The organism is Dactylosporangium sp. CA-139114, assembly GCF_050955725.1.
Classification (GTDB): Bacteria; Actinomycetota; Actinomycetes; order Mycobacteriales; family Micromonosporaceae; genus Dactylosporangium.
This window is the reverse complement of sequence record NZ_CP192080.1, coordinates 572,190-589,998: the sequence shown is the minus strand read 5'-3', so window position 1 is coordinate 589,998 and position 17,809 is coordinate 572,190. Positions and strand designations below refer to the sequence as shown.

15 protein-coding genes and 1 tRNA gene are annotated in these 17,809 nt (G+C 72.2%); 8 read left to right on the top strand and 8 right to left on the bottom strand.

Going from position 1 to position 17,809, the window contains the following annotated elements; translation table 11 throughout:
* Window positions 1–24 precede the first annotated feature (24 nt).
* The 3 genes from ACQP2P_RS02685 to ACQP2P_RS02675 all read left to right on the top strand — a co-directional run bounded on the left by ACQP2P_RS02685 (window position 25) and on the right by ACQP2P_RS02675 (window position 2,230).
* Entirely contained in the window at window positions 25–918 is an 894-nt protein-coding gene (locus ACQP2P_RS02685; RefSeq protein ID WP_433082734.1) for a metallophosphoesterase, read from the top strand.
* Window positions 915–2,072, top strand: coding sequence for an alpha/beta hydrolase family protein (locus ACQP2P_RS02680; protein ID WP_433612935.1), 1,158 nt, complete (start codon window positions 915–917; stop codon window positions 2,070–2,072). The genes ACQP2P_RS02685 and ACQP2P_RS02680 overlap by 4 nt, the downstream gene beginning before the upstream one ends.
* Window positions 2,073–2,156: 84 nt before the next feature.
* Window positions 2,157–2,230: transfer RNA gene (locus tag ACQP2P_RS02675), tRNA-Pro, on the top strand.
* A gap of 447 nt (window positions 2,231–2,677) precedes the next feature.
* On the opposite strand, the gene ACQP2P_RS02670 is transcribed toward ACQP2P_RS02675, so the two are convergent.
* On the bottom strand, window positions 2,678–3,031 hold the full coding sequence (locus ACQP2P_RS02670; RefSeq protein WP_433612933.1) for a hypothetical protein: 354 nt from the start codon (window positions 3,029–3,031) through the stop codon (window positions 2,678–2,680).
* Between the two features lie 780 nt (window positions 3,032–3,811).
* On the opposite strand from ACQP2P_RS02670, the gene ACQP2P_RS02665 reads away from it, so the two are divergent.
* Window positions 3,812–5,488 carry a hypothetical protein gene (locus tag ACQP2P_RS02665; protein WP_433612931.1) on the top strand — a complete coding sequence of 559 codons (1,677 nt, stop codon included), beginning with the start codon at window positions 3,812–3,814 and terminating at the stop codon, window positions 5,486–5,488.
* Between the two features lie 110 nt (window positions 5,489–5,598).
* On the opposite strand, the gene ACQP2P_RS02660 is transcribed toward ACQP2P_RS02665, so the two are convergent.
* On the bottom strand, window positions 5,599–5,988 hold the full coding sequence (locus tag ACQP2P_RS02660; protein WP_433612929.1) for a hypothetical protein: 390 nt from the start codon (window positions 5,986–5,988) through the stop codon (window positions 5,599–5,601).
* 346 nt (window positions 5,989–6,334) lie between these two features.
* Here ACQP2P_RS02660 and ACQP2P_RS02655 point away from each other — a divergent pair, with 346 nt between their 5' ends.
* Together ACQP2P_RS02655 and ACQP2P_RS02650 are read left to right on the top strand one after the other, a co-directional pair.
* Window positions 6,335–9,469, top strand: a complete 3,135-nt coding sequence (locus ACQP2P_RS02655; protein WP_433612927.1) for a diguanylate cyclase — start codon at window positions 6,335–6,337, stop codon at window positions 9,467–9,469.
* Window position 9,470: 1 nt separating this feature from the next.
* Entirely contained in the window at window positions 9,471–10,076 is a 606-nt protein-coding gene (locus ACQP2P_RS02650) for an HD domain-containing protein (protein ID WP_433612925.1), read from the top strand.
* Here the strand turns inward: ACQP2P_RS02650 and bfr are convergent.
* From bfr to ACQP2P_RS02635, 3 genes are read right to left on the bottom strand one after another with little or no spacing between them, the layout of a single operon-like run.
* The gene (bfr, locus tag ACQP2P_RS02645) at window positions 10,054–10,533 is read right to left on the bottom strand and encodes a bacterioferritin (protein ID WP_433612923.1); all 480 of its coding nucleotides are present in this window, start codon (window positions 10,531–10,533) and stop codon (window positions 10,054–10,056) included. The two genes, ACQP2P_RS02650 and bfr, sit on opposite strands and share 23 nt — an antisense overlap.
* 30 nt (window positions 10,534–10,563) lie before the next feature.
* Window positions 10,564–10,749, bottom strand: coding sequence for a (2Fe-2S)-binding protein (locus tag ACQP2P_RS02640; RefSeq protein ID WP_433612921.1), 186 nt, complete (start codon window positions 10,747–10,749; stop codon window positions 10,564–10,566).
* Window positions 10,750–10,790: 41 nt separating this feature from the next.
* Window positions 10,791–11,102 carry a DUF4031 domain-containing protein gene (locus ACQP2P_RS02635; protein ID WP_433612919.1) on the bottom strand — a complete coding sequence of 104 codons (312 nt, stop codon included), beginning with the start codon at window positions 11,100–11,102 and terminating at the stop codon, window positions 10,791–10,793.
* Window positions 11,103–11,121: 19 nt separating this feature from the next.
* Between ACQP2P_RS02635 and ACQP2P_RS02630 the strand changes: the two genes are divergently transcribed.
* Window positions 11,122–12,513, top strand: coding sequence for an FAD-binding oxidoreductase (locus tag ACQP2P_RS02630; RefSeq protein WP_433612917.1), 1,392 nt, complete (start codon window positions 11,122–11,124; stop codon window positions 12,511–12,513).
* A gap of 112 nt (window positions 12,514–12,625) precedes the next feature.
* On the opposite strand, the gene ACQP2P_RS02625 is transcribed toward ACQP2P_RS02630, so the two are convergent.
* Window positions 12,626–13,750 carry an IS630 family transposase gene (locus tag ACQP2P_RS02625; RefSeq protein WP_433612915.1) on the bottom strand — a complete coding sequence of 375 codons (1,125 nt, stop codon included), beginning with the start codon at window positions 13,748–13,750 and terminating at the stop codon, window positions 12,626–12,628.
* A gap of 86 nt (window positions 13,751–13,836) precedes the next feature.
* Window positions 13,837–15,696: a glycerol-3-phosphate dehydrogenase/oxidase gene (locus ACQP2P_RS02620; protein WP_433612913.1), complete on the bottom strand. Its 1,860-nt coding sequence runs from the start codon at window positions 15,694–15,696 to the stop codon at window positions 13,837–13,839.
* 68 nt (window positions 15,697–15,764) lie between these two features.
* Here ACQP2P_RS02620 and ACQP2P_RS02615 point away from each other — a divergent pair, with 68 nt between their 5' ends.
* Complete coding sequence (locus tag ACQP2P_RS02615; protein WP_433612911.1) at window positions 15,765–16,205, top strand: SRPBCC family protein; 441 nt, start codon at window positions 15,765–15,767, stop codon at window positions 16,203–16,205.
* On the opposite strand, the gene ACQP2P_RS02610 is transcribed toward ACQP2P_RS02615, so the two are convergent.
* Window positions 16,206–17,774, bottom strand: coding sequence for a phytoene desaturase family protein (locus tag ACQP2P_RS02610; RefSeq protein WP_433612909.1), 1,569 nt, complete (start codon window positions 17,772–17,774; stop codon window positions 16,206–16,208). It lies immediately after the preceding gene.
* Between the last annotated feature and the right edge of the window lie 35 nt (window positions 17,775–17,809).

The following is a 17,809-nucleotide window of genomic DNA, read 5'->3' as shown; positions in this document are numbered from 1 at the left end:
CAAGCGCGCCGGTAGGCTGAGTAAATGCGCTCGAAGACCGTTCTGCGACTCGCGGCGGGCACCGTCGCCGCCGGGGCCGCCACCTTTGCCTACGCCTCGCTCGTCGAGCGCAACATGTTCACCCTGCGCCGCTTCGACGTGCCGGTGCTCGCCCCCGACGCCGAGCCGCTGCGGGTGCTGCACATCAGCGATCTGCACATGACCCCGGGCCAGCACCGCAAGCAGCGCTGGGTGGCCGAGCTGGCCGGCACCGACCCGGACCTGGTCATCGTGACCGGCGACAACATGGCCCACGTGGACGCCGTGCCCGGCGTGGTCCGCGCGCTCACCCCGCTGCTGGACCGGCCCGGCGCGTTCGTCTTCGGCTCCAACGACTACAACGGCCCCGTGTTCAAGAACCCGCTGGGGTATTTCAACAAGCACAAGCCCTACGTCCAGGGCGCCGCGCTGCCCGCCGAGGAGCTGCGCGACCTGCTGGCCGGCTCCGGCTGGGCCGACCTGAACAACGCGCGCACCACGATCAAGGCGGGCGGCCGCACGATCGAGCTCGTCGGCGTCGACGACCCGCACGTCGGCCGCGACGACTACGACGCCGTCGCCGGCCCGGCCTCGCCCGACGTGGACCTGCGCATCGGGCTGACCCACTCCCCCGAGCCGCGCATCCTCGACCGCATGGCCGACGACGGCTTCGATCTGCTGCTGGCCGGGCACACGCACGGCGGGCAGGTCGCGGTGCCGTTCTACGGTGCCCTGGTCACCAACTGCGGCCTCGACCGCAGCATGGCCAAGGGGCTGCACCGATGGCCTTATTCCGAGTCGTACCTGCACGTCTCGGCCGGCCTCGGCACGCACCCGACCGCGCCGATCCGCTTCGCCTGCCCGCCCGAGGCGACGATCCTGACCCTCATCCCGCGGTGACCGCCGAGTCTGCGGCGCCGCTGCGGAAATGGCCGCGGCGCGCCGCGTACGCGGGCATCGCCGGGGCCGCCGGACTCGCGGTGCTCCTGCCCACGGGCACCGCCGGGGCGGGCTGGTTCCTGGCCGGCCACGTGCTCAACGTCAACGGCCCGCGGGTGTACCCCGTGCGCGTGCGCGCCTGCGCGGGCAACCGGATCACGCTGACCCGCACCCCCGACACGGCGCGGAGCATCCCGCTGTCGTTCGTATGGCCCGCGGGGCACGCGATCCTCGGGGACGTCATCTCCATCGACCGGTCGATCGTGACCCGCGAGATCGCCGAGGTCACGCGGGGCTCGCTGACGACGGGCGTGCGCGGGTACACCTCGAGCTACGTCTTCGAGGGGGATCCGTCGACGGCTCGCGGCCTGCCCTTCGACGAGGTGGTCGTGCCGGGCGAACTCGGGCCGCTGCCCGCGTGGCTCGTCCCGCCCACGACCGAGCAGGTGGACGACACGTGGATCATCGCGGTGCACGGTCGCGGCGCCCCGCGCGGCGAGGCCCTGCGCGTCCTGCCCACGCTCGCCGCCTCGGGCCGCCACACGCTCGTGGTGTCGTACCGCAACGACGCCGAGGCCCCGCCCTCGTACGACCGCCGCTTCCACCTCGGCCACACCGAGTGGCGCGACGTCCGGTCCGCGATCGACTACGCACGGTCGGCGGGCGCCCGCAACGTGATCCTCATGGGCTGGTCGATGGGCGGCGCGGCGATCCTGAACCTGCTGCGCGAGTGGGACCACGACGGCTACCTGCGCGCCCTGGTCCTGGACTGCCCGGTGGTCGACTGGACCGAGACGCTGCGCATGAACGCCCGCCAGCTCAACGTGCCGCCCGTGTGGACCTGGACCGCACTGCGGCTCATCCAGCACCGCCTGGGCGTGCGCGGAGCCGACCTGGACTACCGCCCGCTCGCGGCCCGGCTCGACGTGCCGACGCTGGTCTACGTGGACCACGACGACCGCACCGTGGCGCCCGCCCCGACGATCGAGTTCGCCCAAGCCGCGCCGCGGCACGTAATCCTGGTCGAGACACGTGAGGCGGGTCACTGCCGAAGCTGGAACCTGGACCCGGAGGCGTACGAGAAGCGCCTCGCGGACTTCCTGCGCTCCGTGTAGTCCCAGCTCAGAGCCCCTTCGCTCGACACGGGGGATACCGAGTTGGGGATGCGGCGGGCGTGGGCTACGATTACTCGGCACGCTCGGGGTATAGCGCAGCTTGGTAGCGCGCTTCGTTCGGGACGAAGAGGCCGTCGGTTCAAATCCGGCTACCCCGACTTCGTGAAACACCAGGCCAGGGCCGGTTTCCTCACCACGAGGGACCGGCCCTGACTCGTCTCTTGATCTCCGCTGGGAGAGATCTGGGAAAAGGTCTTGGCCTGAACATCTCGTCGAGGACGTTCACCGGCGAGCCGGGGCTCGTCTCTGCAACCCGGGCGCGATCGGCACCCGGCAGGCATCAGCCCGACCGGCGGCGTTGCGACCCCGCGGCTCCGCGAGAATGTCCGACCCGACCCCGGCCAACGTGCGGTACGACTGGTCACGCGCGCATACATCGCCTCAGAGGTCATCATTCTCGAAGAGGACCTGTGACGCATGATGTTGCCGAATTGGGCTGCACTAGATCAAGGCGCCTTCGGCGCGGCCCGGGGCCGCGAACATGCTCTTGAAAGAAGCCCGGTCAGCTCGCGGCAGCCGATGGCCCCAGCAGCCGGGGGTTACCTCTACGGCTGCAGTCGGTCCCTCAGCCACGAATGAAGGAGCGCCACCTGGTCACGGCTCGCCAACCGCACGCCAGCAACCATTCCGAAGAAGAGCAGCGTCGCCACCAGCGCACCGCTCACGGCCGCTGCCGAGCGGCCGGCAGCATTGGCGTGTCCCGTGACCATTTGGTTGACCGCCGCTGCCGCCCCGCCGACAAGCACTAGCAAAAAGATTCCAAGCGAGACACAACCCAACACTCGAGCCGGCAAGCTCCAGCCGATGTCATAGTGCAGCGCGCAGCCCTCGCGCGTGGCCCGCAACCGGCCTCGCAGAGCGGTCGGCGACCAGATGCCGAGACCTGCGTGCATCGCCACCAACTTGACCTTGTCCTGCCGGACGCTGCCTCTGACCACTCCGGCCGGGCCGGAACTTGCCCCGAGCGTTCCGCGGTGCCCTTGCAGGGCATCGTCCAGCCGGGTACGCGCAGCGTCCACAGACAGCGATGACGAAATCGTAAAATGCCGACCCCGCGTGCCGGTCAACCCATCAACGGCCCCCTGGACCATCCGGCATCCCATCGAAGGCGAGGCTCCGATCATGACGTAGCGCGGAGGGCGGCCAGCGGATCAGTGTCGAGGCGGATCGGGAAAGGAGCGTCAGACTCCAGGGTTCACGCTCATCGGCGACTCGCCTCCACACGCATGCTCCCACCACCGTCCCATGAGCGCTGCCCGGTGACGACCTGAAGCCCTCCGAACGAGGGCCGTCCCGGCAGGAATCCAGGGCACGCTCCGGCCTTCATTCCGGACGACCACGCGGGCGGGATGGCGGTCGGGCGGGCGCTCGAGGTGGTCGCCGGGGATCGTCGCGTTGCTCGCGTGCTGGACCGGCTTTGCGACGGCGGCGATGTTCCTGCCGCCGGCGGCGGTCACGGTCCTGATGCTCGTGGCGGCGCTCGTGTTCGGGTGGTGTGGGGCGGGGCCGCGGGCGGTGGGTGGATAGAGCTGGTCGGGCTCGCCCGACAGTGGAGAGCGGCCGTTGTCGCTGTAAGCCCGGAATGTGAGGCCAAGTCGTTTTCGTGCTTCGGAGGACTCCCCCGGGTGAGGGGACGTGCTAAGTTCGCCGTCGCGCGTCCCATGGCTCGGAGGTAACAAGTGGCGAACCGGTCGATCCAGACGGATCCGGAGCCCGAGGTCACGATTCGATTCAGCGACCGGCAGGTGGTCTGGGCGCTGATGGCGCTCGCCGCGGTGCTCTACGCGATCGCCGCGAAGATGCGCCTCGGCATGCCGCCGCTCGGCGACGAGCCGCACTACCTCATCGAGAGCATCTCGCTCGGCAAGTATCACACGTTCGACCTGACCCAGGCCTACGCCAACGGTGACTTTCGGGTCTTCTATCCGGAGGACATCCAGCCGCACGTGTACCCGAACGCCGACGGCGTCATGGTGCCCCTGCACAACTTCGGCGGGCCGATCCTGTGGACGATCCCGTTCATGATCTGGGGTCGCATCGGGGCCCAGGCCGTCGTCGTGCTGGCCAGTGTGCTCACCGTCGGCATCACGTTCCGGATCATGCGCGAGCTGGGCATCGCCCGGTCCTACGCGGCGATCGTCACCGGGATCTTCGTGGTCGCGACGCCGATCTACATGTACGCCTCCATGCTCTTCATCGACCCGTTCGGCGCGCTGTTCGTGGCCTACGCCGTGCGCGTGCTGGTGGCCGCGCGCCCGGCGAAGTGGCAGGTCGCGCTGGCCTCGGCGGGGCTGGGCTGGATGCCCTGGGTGCACGGCCGGTTCACGCTGTTCACCGTGATCCTCGGGGTGCTGCTGCTCCTGCGGGTCGACCGGGGCGGCGCGAAGGGCGTGCGGGCGCTGAGCGCGTACATCCCGGCCGCGGTGCCGATGCTCGTGCTGCTGCTCGCGCTCGAGATCTTCAACTACACCCACTACCATTCGCTGAACCCGGCCCCCGGCAACTCGGCGCTCGGCGACGGTGTGCTGCAGATCCCGCCGCAGCGGGGGCTCGCGGGGCTTCTGTTCGATCGGCAGTACGGCCTGATCAGTCATTTCCCCGTGCTCGCGCTCGCGGTGCCGGGCATGTTCCTGGTCGGCCGGCGGCACAGCCGGATGCAGTCGCACTGGATGCTGCTGGCGGTGATCCTGCCCTACATGCTCGCCATCTCCACCTTCCGCACCTGGTGGGCCGGGTTCACGCCGCCCGGGCGCCTGCCCGTCGTGCTCGTGCCGCTCCTCGCGTTCTACGTGGCGATCACCCTCCAGCGCCTGCACAGCTGGTTCCCGCTGGCGCTGGCCCTGGCCACCGGCGTGTTCGGCTTCCTGGTCACGTTCACCGGCGACGTCAACCTGTTCTGGCGCTTCACCTCCGGCGGCGGCAACGGCAACGACCCGGTCTTCACGTGGCTGGCCGGCAAGATCCGCCAGCCCGACATCGCACGGTTCATACCGGCGGTCGAGACGAACCCGGGCACGGGCGAGAACTACTGGCCGTTCGTCCTCGCCTTCGCCGTCTGCGTGGCCGTCGCGGTCCTGTGGGGCAAGCTGGCCCCGGCCGACCGCATCCCCGACCGCACGCTGTGGAACTACCTCCCGACGCCGCGCGAGCTGCTCGCCTCGGTCCGCCGCCGCCCGGCCCCGGCCGCGTCGCCGGCCCCGGCTGCGGTCCCCACGTCCAAGGCGCCGGCGAGGCCCGCGGCCAGGCCCGAGCCGGTGCCCGTCCCCGCCGCCGAGGCGGAGCACTCCGAGGGTGAGTCGGACAAGCCGAAGCTGGAATGGCCGTTCCCTCCGGCGGACCGGACCTCGCAGCACTAGCGCCGGAGCGGCGACGCCGCGCCATATCGTGTCTGCCCGCGCAACGCCAGATGCGGCCCGCCAACCGGCGGGCCGCATCTGGCGTATGGGTGCTTGAGGTGTTCGTGGCTTCAGTTGGCGGCTTCGAGCTCGGTGTTGGTGCCGCTGAACATGGTGCCGGTTTCGAAGCCGGAGGCGAAGCGCTCCTTGAGCATGTCGAGCTCGGCGAACTGGGCCTGGTGCGAGGACTCGGAGCCCTCGGCGGCGAAGACGTGGTCGTCGACGGACGCGTCGTGGGAGTAGTTGGTGTAGTCGTCCGACTCGTAGTGCACGGCGCCGGGGGCGTCGTACTCGACGTGGTGGCCCTGCGAGAAGGCGGTGGACTCGGCCGCGGAGTGGCCCTGCTCGTACACGCCGAACTGGCTGCTGAAGTCGGCCTCGGAACCCGCGGCCTGGTGCATCTGGTCCAGCTCGCCGCTCTCCTGGCCGGCCTCGTACTGCCCGTAGTCGACGTCGCTCATGTCTCTATCTCCCTTTCATCAAAGGCAACTCGGTGATGACAAGAACGGTAGGGAACCCGGAAGCCGCGCAAATCCCGGAAACGTGCCACGGCCGAGGAGGGCTCATGGACGGACGGGGACGTGGCGTGCCGGCCGTTCGGCGAGGCGCACGGGGTGGTTGATGCGCGTGCGACCGATGCGGTGCAGACGGACTCCCCGAGCAGCGGCCGCCGGCCGGGAGAAAGGGACGAACGGCGCCCCGGGATCGTCCGGCCGCCGGACACCGGAGACCCGACACGTGTCACCCGATGCGCCAATTGCTCCCGAACACCTCATCGGGGCCCCGCGAAGGCCGATCAAGCTGGCGATGAACGTGCAGGATCCCGTCACCGGCGCCCACTCGCGCGCCGCCCTGGACGCCGCCCTGCACGAGGTCGGCGGGGCCAGCCTGCTGCTGTTCGACGTCGACCACTTCAAGACCGTCAACGACGCCTTCGGGCACCTGCGCGGCGACATGCTGCTGCGGCAGCTCGCCGAGCGCATCCAGGGGCTCATCCGGGCCGAGGACGTGCTGTTCCGCTACGGCGGCGACGAGTTCGTGCTGCTGCTGCCGGACACCGCGGCCGACGAGGCGCTACGGCTGGCCATCCGGCTGACCGATGAGGTGCGGGCGCGGGAGTTCGCGGGCACCCCGCCGCTGCACCTGTCGATCAGCATGGGGGTGGCGTCCAGCCCGGCCGACGGTACCGATGGCGAAACCCTCATCGCCGTGGCGGACCGCCGCAACTATCTGGCCAAGCGGCGGGGCCGGGGCCAGGCGGCCGGCGACGACATCGAGGCGGACCCGGCCGCCGGCTCGTCGCGGCTGTGGGAGCGCGACGCCGCGCTCAGCGCCACGCAGGAGTTCATGACCCGCGTGTCGGCGGGCCTGCGCGGGGCGCTGCGCATCACGGGCCCCAAGGGCGCGGGTCACACGCGGTTCCTGCGCGAGGTGACCCAGATCGCGCGGCTGCGGGGCTTCGCGACGGAGCTTGCGGGCAGTACCACGGCCGAACCGGGCAAACCCGTGATCCTCCTCGCGGACGTGGGCGAGCCCGTACCCGCGCTCGGGGACGCCTGCGCGGTCGTCTACGCCACCACCGACCTCGGCGGCCCCGCCGACACCGGCGAGACCGTGATCGAGCTGACGCCGTGGTCGCCGGCGACGCTGCGGATCTGGCTGCGCATCGCGCTCGCCGGGGAGCCGACCCGGGCGCTGCTGGACCGGCTCGTCGAGCGCTCGGGCGGGCTGCCGGCCCGGGCCGAGGCCGAGCTGCAGCGGCTGCGGGCCCGGGGCGAGCTCGTCGCGGCCGGGGACGGCACCTGGGGCGTGAAGCCGGCCGCCCCCAAGCGGCGGCGCAGCCGGCTGCCGGTGCCGATGACCAAGCTCGTCGGCCGCGACCGGGAGACCGCGCGGGTCGCCGGGCTGATCCGCGACGGGCGGCTGGTGACGCTGGTGGGGCCGGGCGGCATCGGCAAGACCCGGCTGTCGCTGGCCGCGGCCGGCGCGGTCGCGGACGAGTTCGCCGACGGCGCGGTGTTCGTACCGCTGGCCGACACCACGAACGCCGAGCTGCTCACCGCCGCCCTGGCCCGCGCCCTGCACGTGGCCGAGCTGCCCGACCAGCACCTGTTCGACACGGTGCTCGACCAGCTGGCCGAGGCCGAGCAGCTGCTCGTGCTCGACAACTTCGAGCAGGTCGTCGACGACGGCGCGGCGCTGGTCAGCGACCTGCTGGCCGCGGCGCCGGGGGTGCGCGCGCTGATCACGAGCCGCGAGCGCCTGTCGTTGTACGGCGAGCAGGTCTACCAGGTCCCGACGCTCGCCGACTCGCCTGCCGTGACGCTGTTCGAGCAGCGGGCGCGCGCGGTCGACGCCGACTTCGAGATCACCATCGACACCGCGCTGCCCGTCGCGCAGCTGTGCCGCCGCCTCGACGGCCTGCCGCTGGCGATCGAGCTGGCCGCGGCCCGCATCGACCGCTGGAGCCCGGACGAGCTGCTCGAGCACCTCACCGAGCACCTCGACCGGGAGCTGGACACGCTCGGCGGCTCCGGCCCGCGCGACCTCCCGGCCCGCCAGCAGACCCTGCGCGGCGCGATCGACTGGAGCTTCGTGCTGCTCGACGGCGAGGAGCAGCGGCTGTTGACCGAGCTGTCGATCTTCGTCGGCGGCTGGACGGCGCCGGCGGCGCTGGCCGTCACGCTGCCGGGCGGGGATCTCGACCTGCTGGAGAAGCGCCTCGCCGCGCTGGTCGACAAGCACCTCGTGGTGCGTGACGACGACGGCGGGCGCTACCACCTGCTGTCGACGATCCGCGCGTACGCCCGCAACCGCCTCAGCGACGAGCGCGGCCCGGCCGACCGGCACGCCGGCTTCTACGCGGCGTTCGCCGAGGCCTCCGCGGCCGGGCTCACCGGGCCGGAGCAGGTGGAGTGGACCGGGCGGATCGAGACCGACTACGAGAACGTGCGGGCCGCGTTCGGGCACTCCGACGCCGCGACGCGCACGCGGATCTGCCTTGGGCTGTGGCGCTACTGGCGCAACGGCGCGCACATCGGCGAGGGGCGCGAGTGGCTCGCCCGCGTCCTCGCGCAGGACACGGACGACAACGGCACCCGGGCGCGGCTGCTGCACGCGGCGGCGATCCTGGCCGCGACCCAGGACGAGCACGAGGTCGCGTTCGGGCTCGGGGCGGAGAGTCTGCGGCGCGCGACCGCGGCCGGCGACCGGGTCACGATCGGCCACGCGCACAACGCGATGGGCATCGCCGCGATCGGCGGCGGCGACCACGACGAGGCCACCGCGCACTTCGGCGAGAGCCTCGCGGTGTGGCGCGAGCTGGACGTGCCGCAGGGCGTGGCCGCGTCGCTGGGCAACCTCGGCAAGGTCTCGCTCAGCCGGGGCGACTACGCGGCGGCGGAGCGGTACGCCAACGAGTGCCTCGACCTGGAGCGCGCCAACGGCAACACGCGCGGGATCCTGCTCGCGCTCGAGTGCGTCGGGCAGGCCCTGCTCGGGCGGGGCGACGTGGCGGGCGCCCGCGCGGCGCTGGACGAGAGCCTGGCCCTGAGCCGGCAGATCGGCGACGCGTTCGGCGCGGCGATGGCCCAGCACCAGCTCGGGCTGGCCGCGCTGGCCGAGGGCGACCGGGTGGAGGCGCTGCGGCTGCTCGTCGCGGCGCTGGCCACCCGGCACGAGGTCGGCGACCGGCTGGACCTGGCGATCTCGCTGGACGTGGTCGCGGCCCTGCTCGCCGCGGACGATCCGGCGCACGCGGCCCGGCTGGTCGGGGCGGCGGACGGGCTGCGGGGCCGGCACCGGCTGCCGGAGCCGCCCGACGCGCAGACGCTGCGCTCGCAGACCCTGCCGCGCCTCGCCGCGCACCAGCGCGACCGGGCGGCCGGGCGCGCGGTGAGCCTCGAGCACATCGTGGAGAGCGTGGGGCATCTACGCTCGTGACGTGATCGAGGCTTGGCAGCGGATCTTCCCGGGCGAGGAGACGGTCGGACGCGACCTGCTGGCGCGCTGGTCGCAGCCGCATCGGCGCTACCACACGCCCGAGCATCTGGCGCTCATGCTGCGCGTGATCGACGAGCACGCGCGGCTCGCCGACGACCCGGACGCGGTGCGCCTGGCGGCGTGGTTCCACGACGCGGTCTACGAGGTGTTCGCGGCGGACAACGAGGAGCGCAGCGCGGCGCTGGCGGAGACGACCCTGGCCGCGCTCGGCTGCTCCCCGCGGCGCGCGGCGGAGGTCGCGCGGCTGGTGCGCCTGACGGCCGGCCACGCGGTCGAGCCGGGCGATCGCAACGGCGCGCTGCTGGCCGACGCGGATCTGGCCATCCTGGCGTCGGACAAGGCGGACTACGACCGTTATGCCGAGGCGGTGCGCGCGGAGTACGCGGCGGTGCCGGATGACGTCTTCCGGCCGGGGCGCGCGGCCATTCTGCGCAATTTGGCGGATTTGCCGGAAATATTCCGAATTGTACCGGCACGGGCGGAATGGACCGCCCGTGCGCGGGTGAACCTGGAGGCCGAGATCGCTACGCTTCTGGGTGCTCGGTGACGTTCTGCAGATACAGCGCCTCGCCGAACTTCTCGATGAGCGCGAGCTGCGTCTCGAGGTAGTCGACGTGGTGCTCCTCGTCGGCGAGGATCCCCTCGAAGATGTTCGCCGAGGTCACGTCGCCGATGGAGCGCATGTACTCGATGCCGCGGCGCAGCCGGTCGACCGCCTCGAGCTCGATCTGCATGTCGCACTTGAACTGCTCCGGCACCGACTCGCCGATGCGCAGCGGGAACAGGCGCTGGTAGTTGGGCAGGGCTTCCAGGAACAGGATGCGATCGGTGAGCACCTCGGCGTGCTTCATCTCGTCGATCGACTCGTGTCGGGTGTGCTTGGCCAGAATCGTGTATCCCCAGTTCTCCTGCATCTTGGCGTGCAGGAAGTACTGGTTGATCGCCGTCAGCTCGGCAGTGAGCTGCTCGTTCAGAAACTCGATGACTCGTGCGTCCCCTTGCATGCTGGCAGGTTACGCCTCTTATGCCCGTTTCTAGTGGAAAACAGGGACCGGGGCCGGGCTTTCGGCGTCGATCAGATCGGCGATGCGGTCGAGGCACGAGCCGCAGCCCGTGCCGGCGCCGCACTCGTCACCGACGGCGTCCTCGGTGTGGGCGCCGGACTGGATGACCCGGCGGATCTCGCACTCCCGCACGCGGTGACAGATGCAGATATACACGGCCCGTACTCCTCGCTTAGCCTTACCTAAGCAAGGGTCACCTAATGTTTTCCTGGAAACAAGGGCTGACCAGGCTTTTTCTTGCCTCTTGAATCGGACAAATGACGCGGTCGGCGCAGCCCGGACGCAACCAGGCGCTCGACGATCACCCGCGAGGGGACCGGCCTGGCACCCAGCCACACGGCGATCCGCGCCCGCTCGGCCGACACGTCGTAGTGGTCGCGCTCGAACGCCCGCGGCGGCACCCCGATCAGCTCGGCGAACGCGTGCAGCTCGGCCGCCGAGACGTCGCTGATGAGATGGGCGAACAGGCGCCCGTGCGCGGGCCACCTTGGCGCGTCGATGTAGAGCACACGCACTAGCGTGCCAGGTATGAGCCTCGTCGAGGAGTTGCGTGCGGCCCTGCCCCACGAGGGCGGCGTCCTGACCGACCCGGACCTGCTGCGCTCCTACGAGCACGACGAGGCGGACCTGGTGCCCTTCGGCACCCCGGCGGTCGTCGTGCGCCCGCGCACCACGGGCCAGGTCTCCGCCGTCCTGCGCGCCGCGAGCCGGCACAGGGTGCCGGTCATCCCGCAGGGCGCCCGCTCGGGCCTGGCCGGGGGCGCCAACGCCATCGACGGCGCCATCGTGCTGTCCCTGGTGCTGATGAACGAGATCATCGACATCGACACCGAGAACCGCATCGCCGTCGTCCAGCCGGGCGTGGTCAACGCCCAGCTGCGCCGCGCGGTGGCCGAGCGGGGCCTGTACTACCCGCCCGACCCCGGCTCCTGGGAGCAGTCGACCATCGGCGGCAACGTCTCGACCGACGCCGGGGGCATGTGCTGCGTGAAGTACGGGGTCACCAGCGACCACGTGCTCGGCCTGGAGGTCGTGCTCGCCGGCGGCGAGGTGCTCACGTGCGGCCGGCGCACCGCCAAGGGGGTCGCCGGCTACGACCTGACCAGCCTCTTCGTCGGCTCCGAGGGCACCCTGGGGGTGATCACCGAGGTCACCGTCCGGCTCCGCCCCGCCCCGGAGGCGTCGCTGACCCTGGTCGCCGTCTTCGACACGTTCCCGGCGGCCGGGGCCGCGGTCTCGGCCATCGTCGGCTCCGGCCTGCAGCCCAGCATGCTCGAGGTCATCGACCGGGTGGCGATGGGGGCGATCGAGGCGTACCGCCCGATGGGCCTCCCCACGACCGCCGCCGCACTGCTGATCGCCTCGGTCGACTCGGGCAGCCGCGCGCCCGACGACCTCGCGGCGATCTCGGCCATGTGCCACTCGGCCCAGGCCGCGGACGTCTTCGTGGCCGCGGACGCCGACGAGGCCGACGCGCTGCTCGCCGCCCGCCGCCTGGCCCACCCGGCCCTGGAGCACTTCGCGGCGCACCTGTTCCCGCTGGGCGGGGGGATCATGGTGGACGACGTGGCGGTACCGCGAACCCAGCTCGTCGAACTGATCGAGGGCATCGAGCGCATCTCCCGGGAGCACGGCGTGGTCGTCGCGACGGTCGGCCACGCCGGGGACGGCAACCTGCACCCGGCCCTGGTGATCGACCGCTCGGACCCGGTGAGCCTGGCCCAGGGCCAGAAGGTCTTCGACGCCATCATGTCGCTGGGCCTGTCCCTCGGCGGGACGTCGACCGGCGAGCACGGCGTGGGCCTGCTCAAGCGCGACTGGCTGGCGCGCGAGATCGGCCCGACGGGTCTCAAGGCCCACCGCTCGATCAAGGCCGCCCTCGACCCCGACAACATCCTGAACCCCGGCAAGATCTTCTGACGGCACGTTTCCGTCTTCGCCGCCGAGGGCTCCGAGACCTCGCACCAGGCCCAGTTCGCCGAGCTCGAAACCGCCGACCTAGTGCTCTGACCACGAACGTTCACGGTGTCGGTCAGGCCGCCGTTCGCCTGGTGGGCTGGCCCCATCTGCGTTGGCGTTCGGAACGGATGCGGGCGCGTTCACGGCGTTGGGCGGCGAGGACGTCGGGGTGGCGGGCGTTGGCGTTGCGCCAGCGCAGGTAGGCGTGGATGGCCTTCGTCGAGGCGGGGTGGTTCGCGCGGTTCGACCCGGCGACGGTGAACGTTCGTAGCGGCCCGAAGTGCGCTTCGATGGGGTTTGCCCAGGACGAATACGTCGGGGTGAAACACGGCTCGACCCGGTTACGGGCCGCCCACTGGCGGATCTTCAGACCGCGGTGGGCGGACAGGTTGTCCAGGATGATGTAGATCGGTGCGCCGTCCGGTCTGGCGCGGCGGATCGACTGGAGTGCGGCCAGGGTGTTCGCTGCGGACTTGCGCCGGTGCACGACGCCCCAGAGGGTGTCGTCGCCGACGCTGTAGCAGCCGTGGAACTGCCGCACCCCGTGCAGCTTGTGGTAGTTCGCCGGGAGCCGGCCGGGGTGCCCGGTCGGCGCCCAGGTCGCGCCGCCGTGCGGGCGGATCGTGAGCGGTCCGAACTCGTCGAACGCGAAGACCCGGTCCGGGAACCTGGTCATGACCTGCTCGATCCGGGCGAGCTTGGCCTCTTTGGCGGGGTCGTTGGACTCCTTCCACGTCTTGGTCCGCTGGAAGGTGATGTCGTGCTTGCGCAGCAGCTGCCGGAGTCGTTCCCGGCCGACCTTGACCCGGCGCGGGCCGTGGTTGTGGGCGAGGTAGTCGGCGAGTTTGCGCAGGCTCCACCGGGTGAACGGCTGGCCGAGGGCTTCGGGTCGGGTGTTGGCCGTCGCGACGATGAACGCTTCGTCGTCTTCACTGATCAGGCGGGGACGGCCACCCGCCCACCGAGGGTTGAGGCTGGCCATGCCCATCTCGTTGAACCGGTGAATGACCTGCCGGACCGAGTCCTCATCGGCCTGGACCAGCCTCGCGATCACCGGCACGCTGTTCCCGCCAGCCGACGCGAGCACGACCATCGCCCGCCGCAATCGGATCGCTGAGCCGGTCCCACGTCTGGTTATCCGGAGCAGCTGCTGACCCTCCTGGTCAGACAGCCGCCGCACACGCACGGGTTCTGCCACCGCCACAGCCTGAGACCACACACGCCGCCCAGCCCGGAGGTCGAGCGGCGTGTCATCCAACACCGTGAACGTTCGTGGTCAGAGCACTAGACCCTGTCCTGGAGCACGGTCGCGCGGTCCGCCTGGAAGCCCCGGACGTCCGGGGCGCCGAGGCGGGCCGCGTCCGCGGTCAGGTCGTCCGGCATGCGCTGCGACTCCTGCTCCGCCGCCACCCGCGCCAGGTAGTGGTCCACCTCGCGCGAGCGCGTCGCCGCGTCCCAGCCCAGCACGTCGCCCATCACGCGGGCCGCGTCCTGGGCCGAGGCCGTCCCGCGGTGCTCCGTCTCGAACGAGATCCGCGTGCGCCGGGTCAGCACGTCCTCCAGGTGCAGCGCGCCCTCGGCCAGGGCCGCGTACGCCACCTCCGCCGCCAGGTACTCCGGCGCGCCCGCGACCGGGCGGCGCAGCTGCGGGTCGAGCGCGAGCACCTCGAAGGCCAGCGAGCCGTAGCGCTCGAGCAGGTGCTCCAGGACGCCCACGGGCAGGCCGTGCCGGCGGGCCAGATCCGCCCGGTTCGTCCACAGCGGGTGGTATCCGTCCGCGCCGAGCAGCGGCAGGTCCGCCGTCCGCGACGCGGGCACCAGGCCGCCGTGCCGGCGCAGGCCGCCCAGGCGATGGGCCACCCGGTCGATGACGTCCGCCGCCATCACGCGATACGTCGTGTACTTGCCGCCGGCGATCAGCATCAGGCCCAGCATGGGCTCGACGACGGCGTGGGTGCGCGAGAGCGCCGACGTCTGCTCGTCGCGGCTGTGGGGCTGGCGGTGCCGCGCCTCCCGGGAGAGCAGTGGGCGCAGGCCCGCGTAGACGCCCTCGATGTCCTGCATGCCCAGGGGGCGGTCCAGCACGGCGTTGACCTGGCCCAGCAGGTAGGCGATGTCCGTCGCCGACGCCGCGGGGTGACCCCGGTCCAGGGTCCAGTCCGTGTCCGTGGTGCCGATGATCCAGTGGCCGCCCCACGGGATGACGAAGAGGACCGACGTGGGCGTACGCAGGATGAGTCCGGCCTCTCCCGTGATGGCCGAGCGCGGTACGACCAGATGCACCCCCTTGCTGGCCCGCACCTGCAAGCCGGCGGACTCGCGCGGCCCCTCGCCCGAGAGCATGCCGGCGATGTCGTCCATCCACACGCCGGTCGCGGCGACGACCGTGCGCGCCCGGACCTCGAACTCCTCGCGCGACTCCAGGTCCCGCACGCGCACGCCGGTGACCTCGCGCGCGTCGCGCAGCAGGCCGACCGCGCGGGCGCTGGGCACGATCGCGGCGCCGAGACCGGCCGCGGTGCGGGCCAGCGTCGCGACCAGCCGGGCGTCGTCAACCTGGCCGTCGTAGTACTGGATCGCGCCGCTGATCGCGTCCTCGCGCAGCGAGGGGAAGCGGCGGTGCGTCTCCGCCCGCGACAGGTGCCGGTGCAGGGGCATCCCCCGCGGCGAGGAGCGGCGCAGGCGCGCGGTCGCGGCGAAGGCGTCGTAGAGCCCGACGCCGGCACCGTAGTAGGCGCGCTGCCAGACCCGCTGCCCCAGCCCGGCGAAGCCGCGGTGGGACGGCAGCGGCACCAGGATCGGCACGGGGCGCACGAGGTGCGGCGCGAGCCGGGACGCGAGCAGGCCGCGCTCCTGAAGAGCCTCGGTGACCAGGCCGAACTCCAGCTGCTCGAGGTAGCGCAGGCCGCCGTGGATGAGCTTGGAGGACCGGCTCGACGTGCCGGCGGCCAGGTCGCGGGCCTCGATCAGCGCGACCGACAGGCCGCGGGAGGCGGCGTCGAGCGCGGCTCCGGCGCCCGTCACGCCACCGCCGATGATCAGGACGTCGAAGCGCTCCCGGCGCAGGCGGGCCACGTCGCCGGCGCGGCGCGCGGGCGACAGGCGCGAGGACTCGAAGCGGGACGTGGAGGGTTCACGGCGCACTACTACACGGTAGCCTCGCCCGTCACGCCGCTGGTGTGAGATGCCCGGGCGGGGGAATGAGAGGTGACGTGTCCATCACCGAACGCATCGTGCGCGCACCCGCCGAGACCGTGTACTCCGTGCTCTCCGACGGCTGGTCGTACTCCGACTGGGTGGTCGGCACCGCACATGTCCGAGACGTCGACGAGGCCTGGCCGGCCCCCGGGTCTCGGCTGCACCACAAGGCGGGCCCCTGGCCGGTGTCGATCAAGGACCGCAGCGAGTCCCTGGACTGGGACCCGGGCCGGATGCTGCTGCTGAAGGTCCACGTCTGGCCGCTCGGCGCGGGCCACGTGCGGTTCACCCTCGACCCGCTCGACGAGCAGGCGACCCGGATCACGATGCAGGAGCAGTTCACCGAAGGCCCGATGCTGGGTGTGCGCAACAAGGTCGGCGACGTCTTCCTGCACTTCCGCAACAACGAGGCCCTGCAGCGCCTGGCCGACCTCGCCGAGCGCCGCAAGGGCTAGTCACGGGTAGATGCGGCGCAGGGCCGCGCGGATCGCGGCCTGGTACGCGTCGCCGAGCACGGGCCGGTTGCGGGCCAGCGCCGCGCGCGCCGCGTTCGCACCCGGCGCGCCGTGCACCCCGCCACCCGGGTGGGCGCTCGCGCTGGCGAGGTACAACCGGTCGATCGGCGTGTCCGCCCGCCCGAGCCCGGCCGTCGGCCGCCAGACGACCTGCTGGTAGGCCCCGGCCGTCCCGCCGTTGATCGCCCCGCCGACCAGCGAGGGGTCCTTGGCCTGCAGCTCCCCGGGGCCGGACACGTGCCGGGCGAGCACCAGGTCGTCGAAGCCCGGCGCGTGGCGCCGCAGCACGTCGGTGACGCGCTCCGCGTGGGCGGACACCTGCTCCGCGGTGACACCGCGAGGGAGATGGGTGTACGCCCACAGCGACTCGGTCCCGGCCGGTGAACGGCTCGGGTCGGCCGTCGTCATCTGGCCCACGAGCAGGAAGGGCTCCTCGGGCGGGCGGCCGGTCGACAGGTCCGCCGCGTATCGCACGGGGTCCGAGCCCACGTGCACCGTGCCGGCCCCGGCGACGTCCGGCGAGATCCACGGCACCGGGCCGGAGAGCGCCCAGTCGATCTTCAGCGTGGCGTTGTCCCAGCGGAAGCCGGCCAGATCCGCCAGCAGCCGCCCGGGCAGATGCTCCGGCTTGATCATCGATTGGTACAGCGGGAGCGCGGGCACGTCCGCGACGACCGCCCGGCGGGCCCGGAAGAGCCGCCCGTCCGCGCAGCGCACGCCGAGCGCCCGGCCGCCGCCCACGATCACCTCCTCGACCGCCGCGCGGCGGTGCACGACGCCGGAGAAGCGGCGCAGCAGGGCCTCGGTGATCTGCTGCGCGCCGCCCACGGGCACCGGGAAGCCGTGCTGCTGCGCCAGCATCGCCAGCAGCCAGCCGAAGCCGCCGCCGGCCGCGTCGTCGGGGGCCAGATCGGTGTGCAGGGCCAGGCCGGTGAGCAGCATCCGGGCGCCCTCGCCCGCGAACAGCTCCTCGCCCAGCACGCGCGCGGGCACCAGGAAACGCCGCCCGAGCCGCAGCGTGCCGCCGACGCCCGCGGTCCGCGCGAGGCGGGCGCCGGCGCGGATCGGCGGGAACGGGGTGAGCAGGGCGGGGACGAGCGCGGAGGCGAGGTTGCGCCACTCGGAGTACCACTGCCGCCAAGCCTTGCCGTCGCCCGCCGCGAACCGTTCGAGCGACTCGGCCGTGAGGTCGAGCTCGCGGCTGATCACGGCGGCGCGGCCGTCGGGGAACAGGTGCGCCACCACCTCGGGCGCGTGTGTCCAGCGCAGGCCGTGCGACTCCAGGTCGAGCGCCTGCAGCGGCGGCGAGGCGGCCGACAGCGGATAGAACGCGCTGCACAGGTCGTTGAGGAACCCGGGCGCGGTGATCTCGGCCGAGCGGACCGCCCCGCCGGCGTGCTCGGTCGCCTCGAGCACGACGACGTCCCAGCCCTCGTCGGCGAGCATGTTCGCGGCGACCAGGCCGTTGTGCCCGGCGCCGATGACGACCGCGTCCACGGTTTCGGCCATGCCCCTCAGTCTCCCTCCCGCGTCCTCACGTTTTG

Excerpts from the sequence above, each read along its gene's own strand:
- ACQP2P_RS02660 (WP_433612929.1), bottom strand. The coding sequence starts at position 5,988 with ATGAGCGACGTCGACTACGGGCAGTACGAGGCCGGCCAGGAGAGCGGC.
- ACQP2P_RS02630 (WP_433612917.1), top strand. The coding sequence starts at position 11,122 with ATGAGCCTCGTCGAGGAGTTGCGTGCGGCCCTGCCCCACGAGGGCGGC.
- ACQP2P_RS02655 (WP_433612927.1), top strand. The coding sequence starts at position 6,335 with ATGAACGTGCAGGATCCCGTCACCGGCGCCCACTCGCGCGCCGCCCTG.
- bfr (WP_433612923.1), bottom strand. The coding sequence starts at position 10,533 with ATGCAAGGGGACGCACGAGTCATCGAGTTTCTGAACGAGCAGCTCACT.
- ACQP2P_RS02610 (WP_433612909.1), bottom strand. The coding sequence starts at position 17,774 with ATGGCCGAAACCGTGGACGCGGTCGTCATCGGCGCCGGGCACAACGGC.
- ACQP2P_RS02685 (WP_433082734.1), top strand. The coding sequence starts at position 25 with ATGCGCTCGAAGACCGTTCTGCGACTCGCGGCGGGCACCGTCGCCGCC.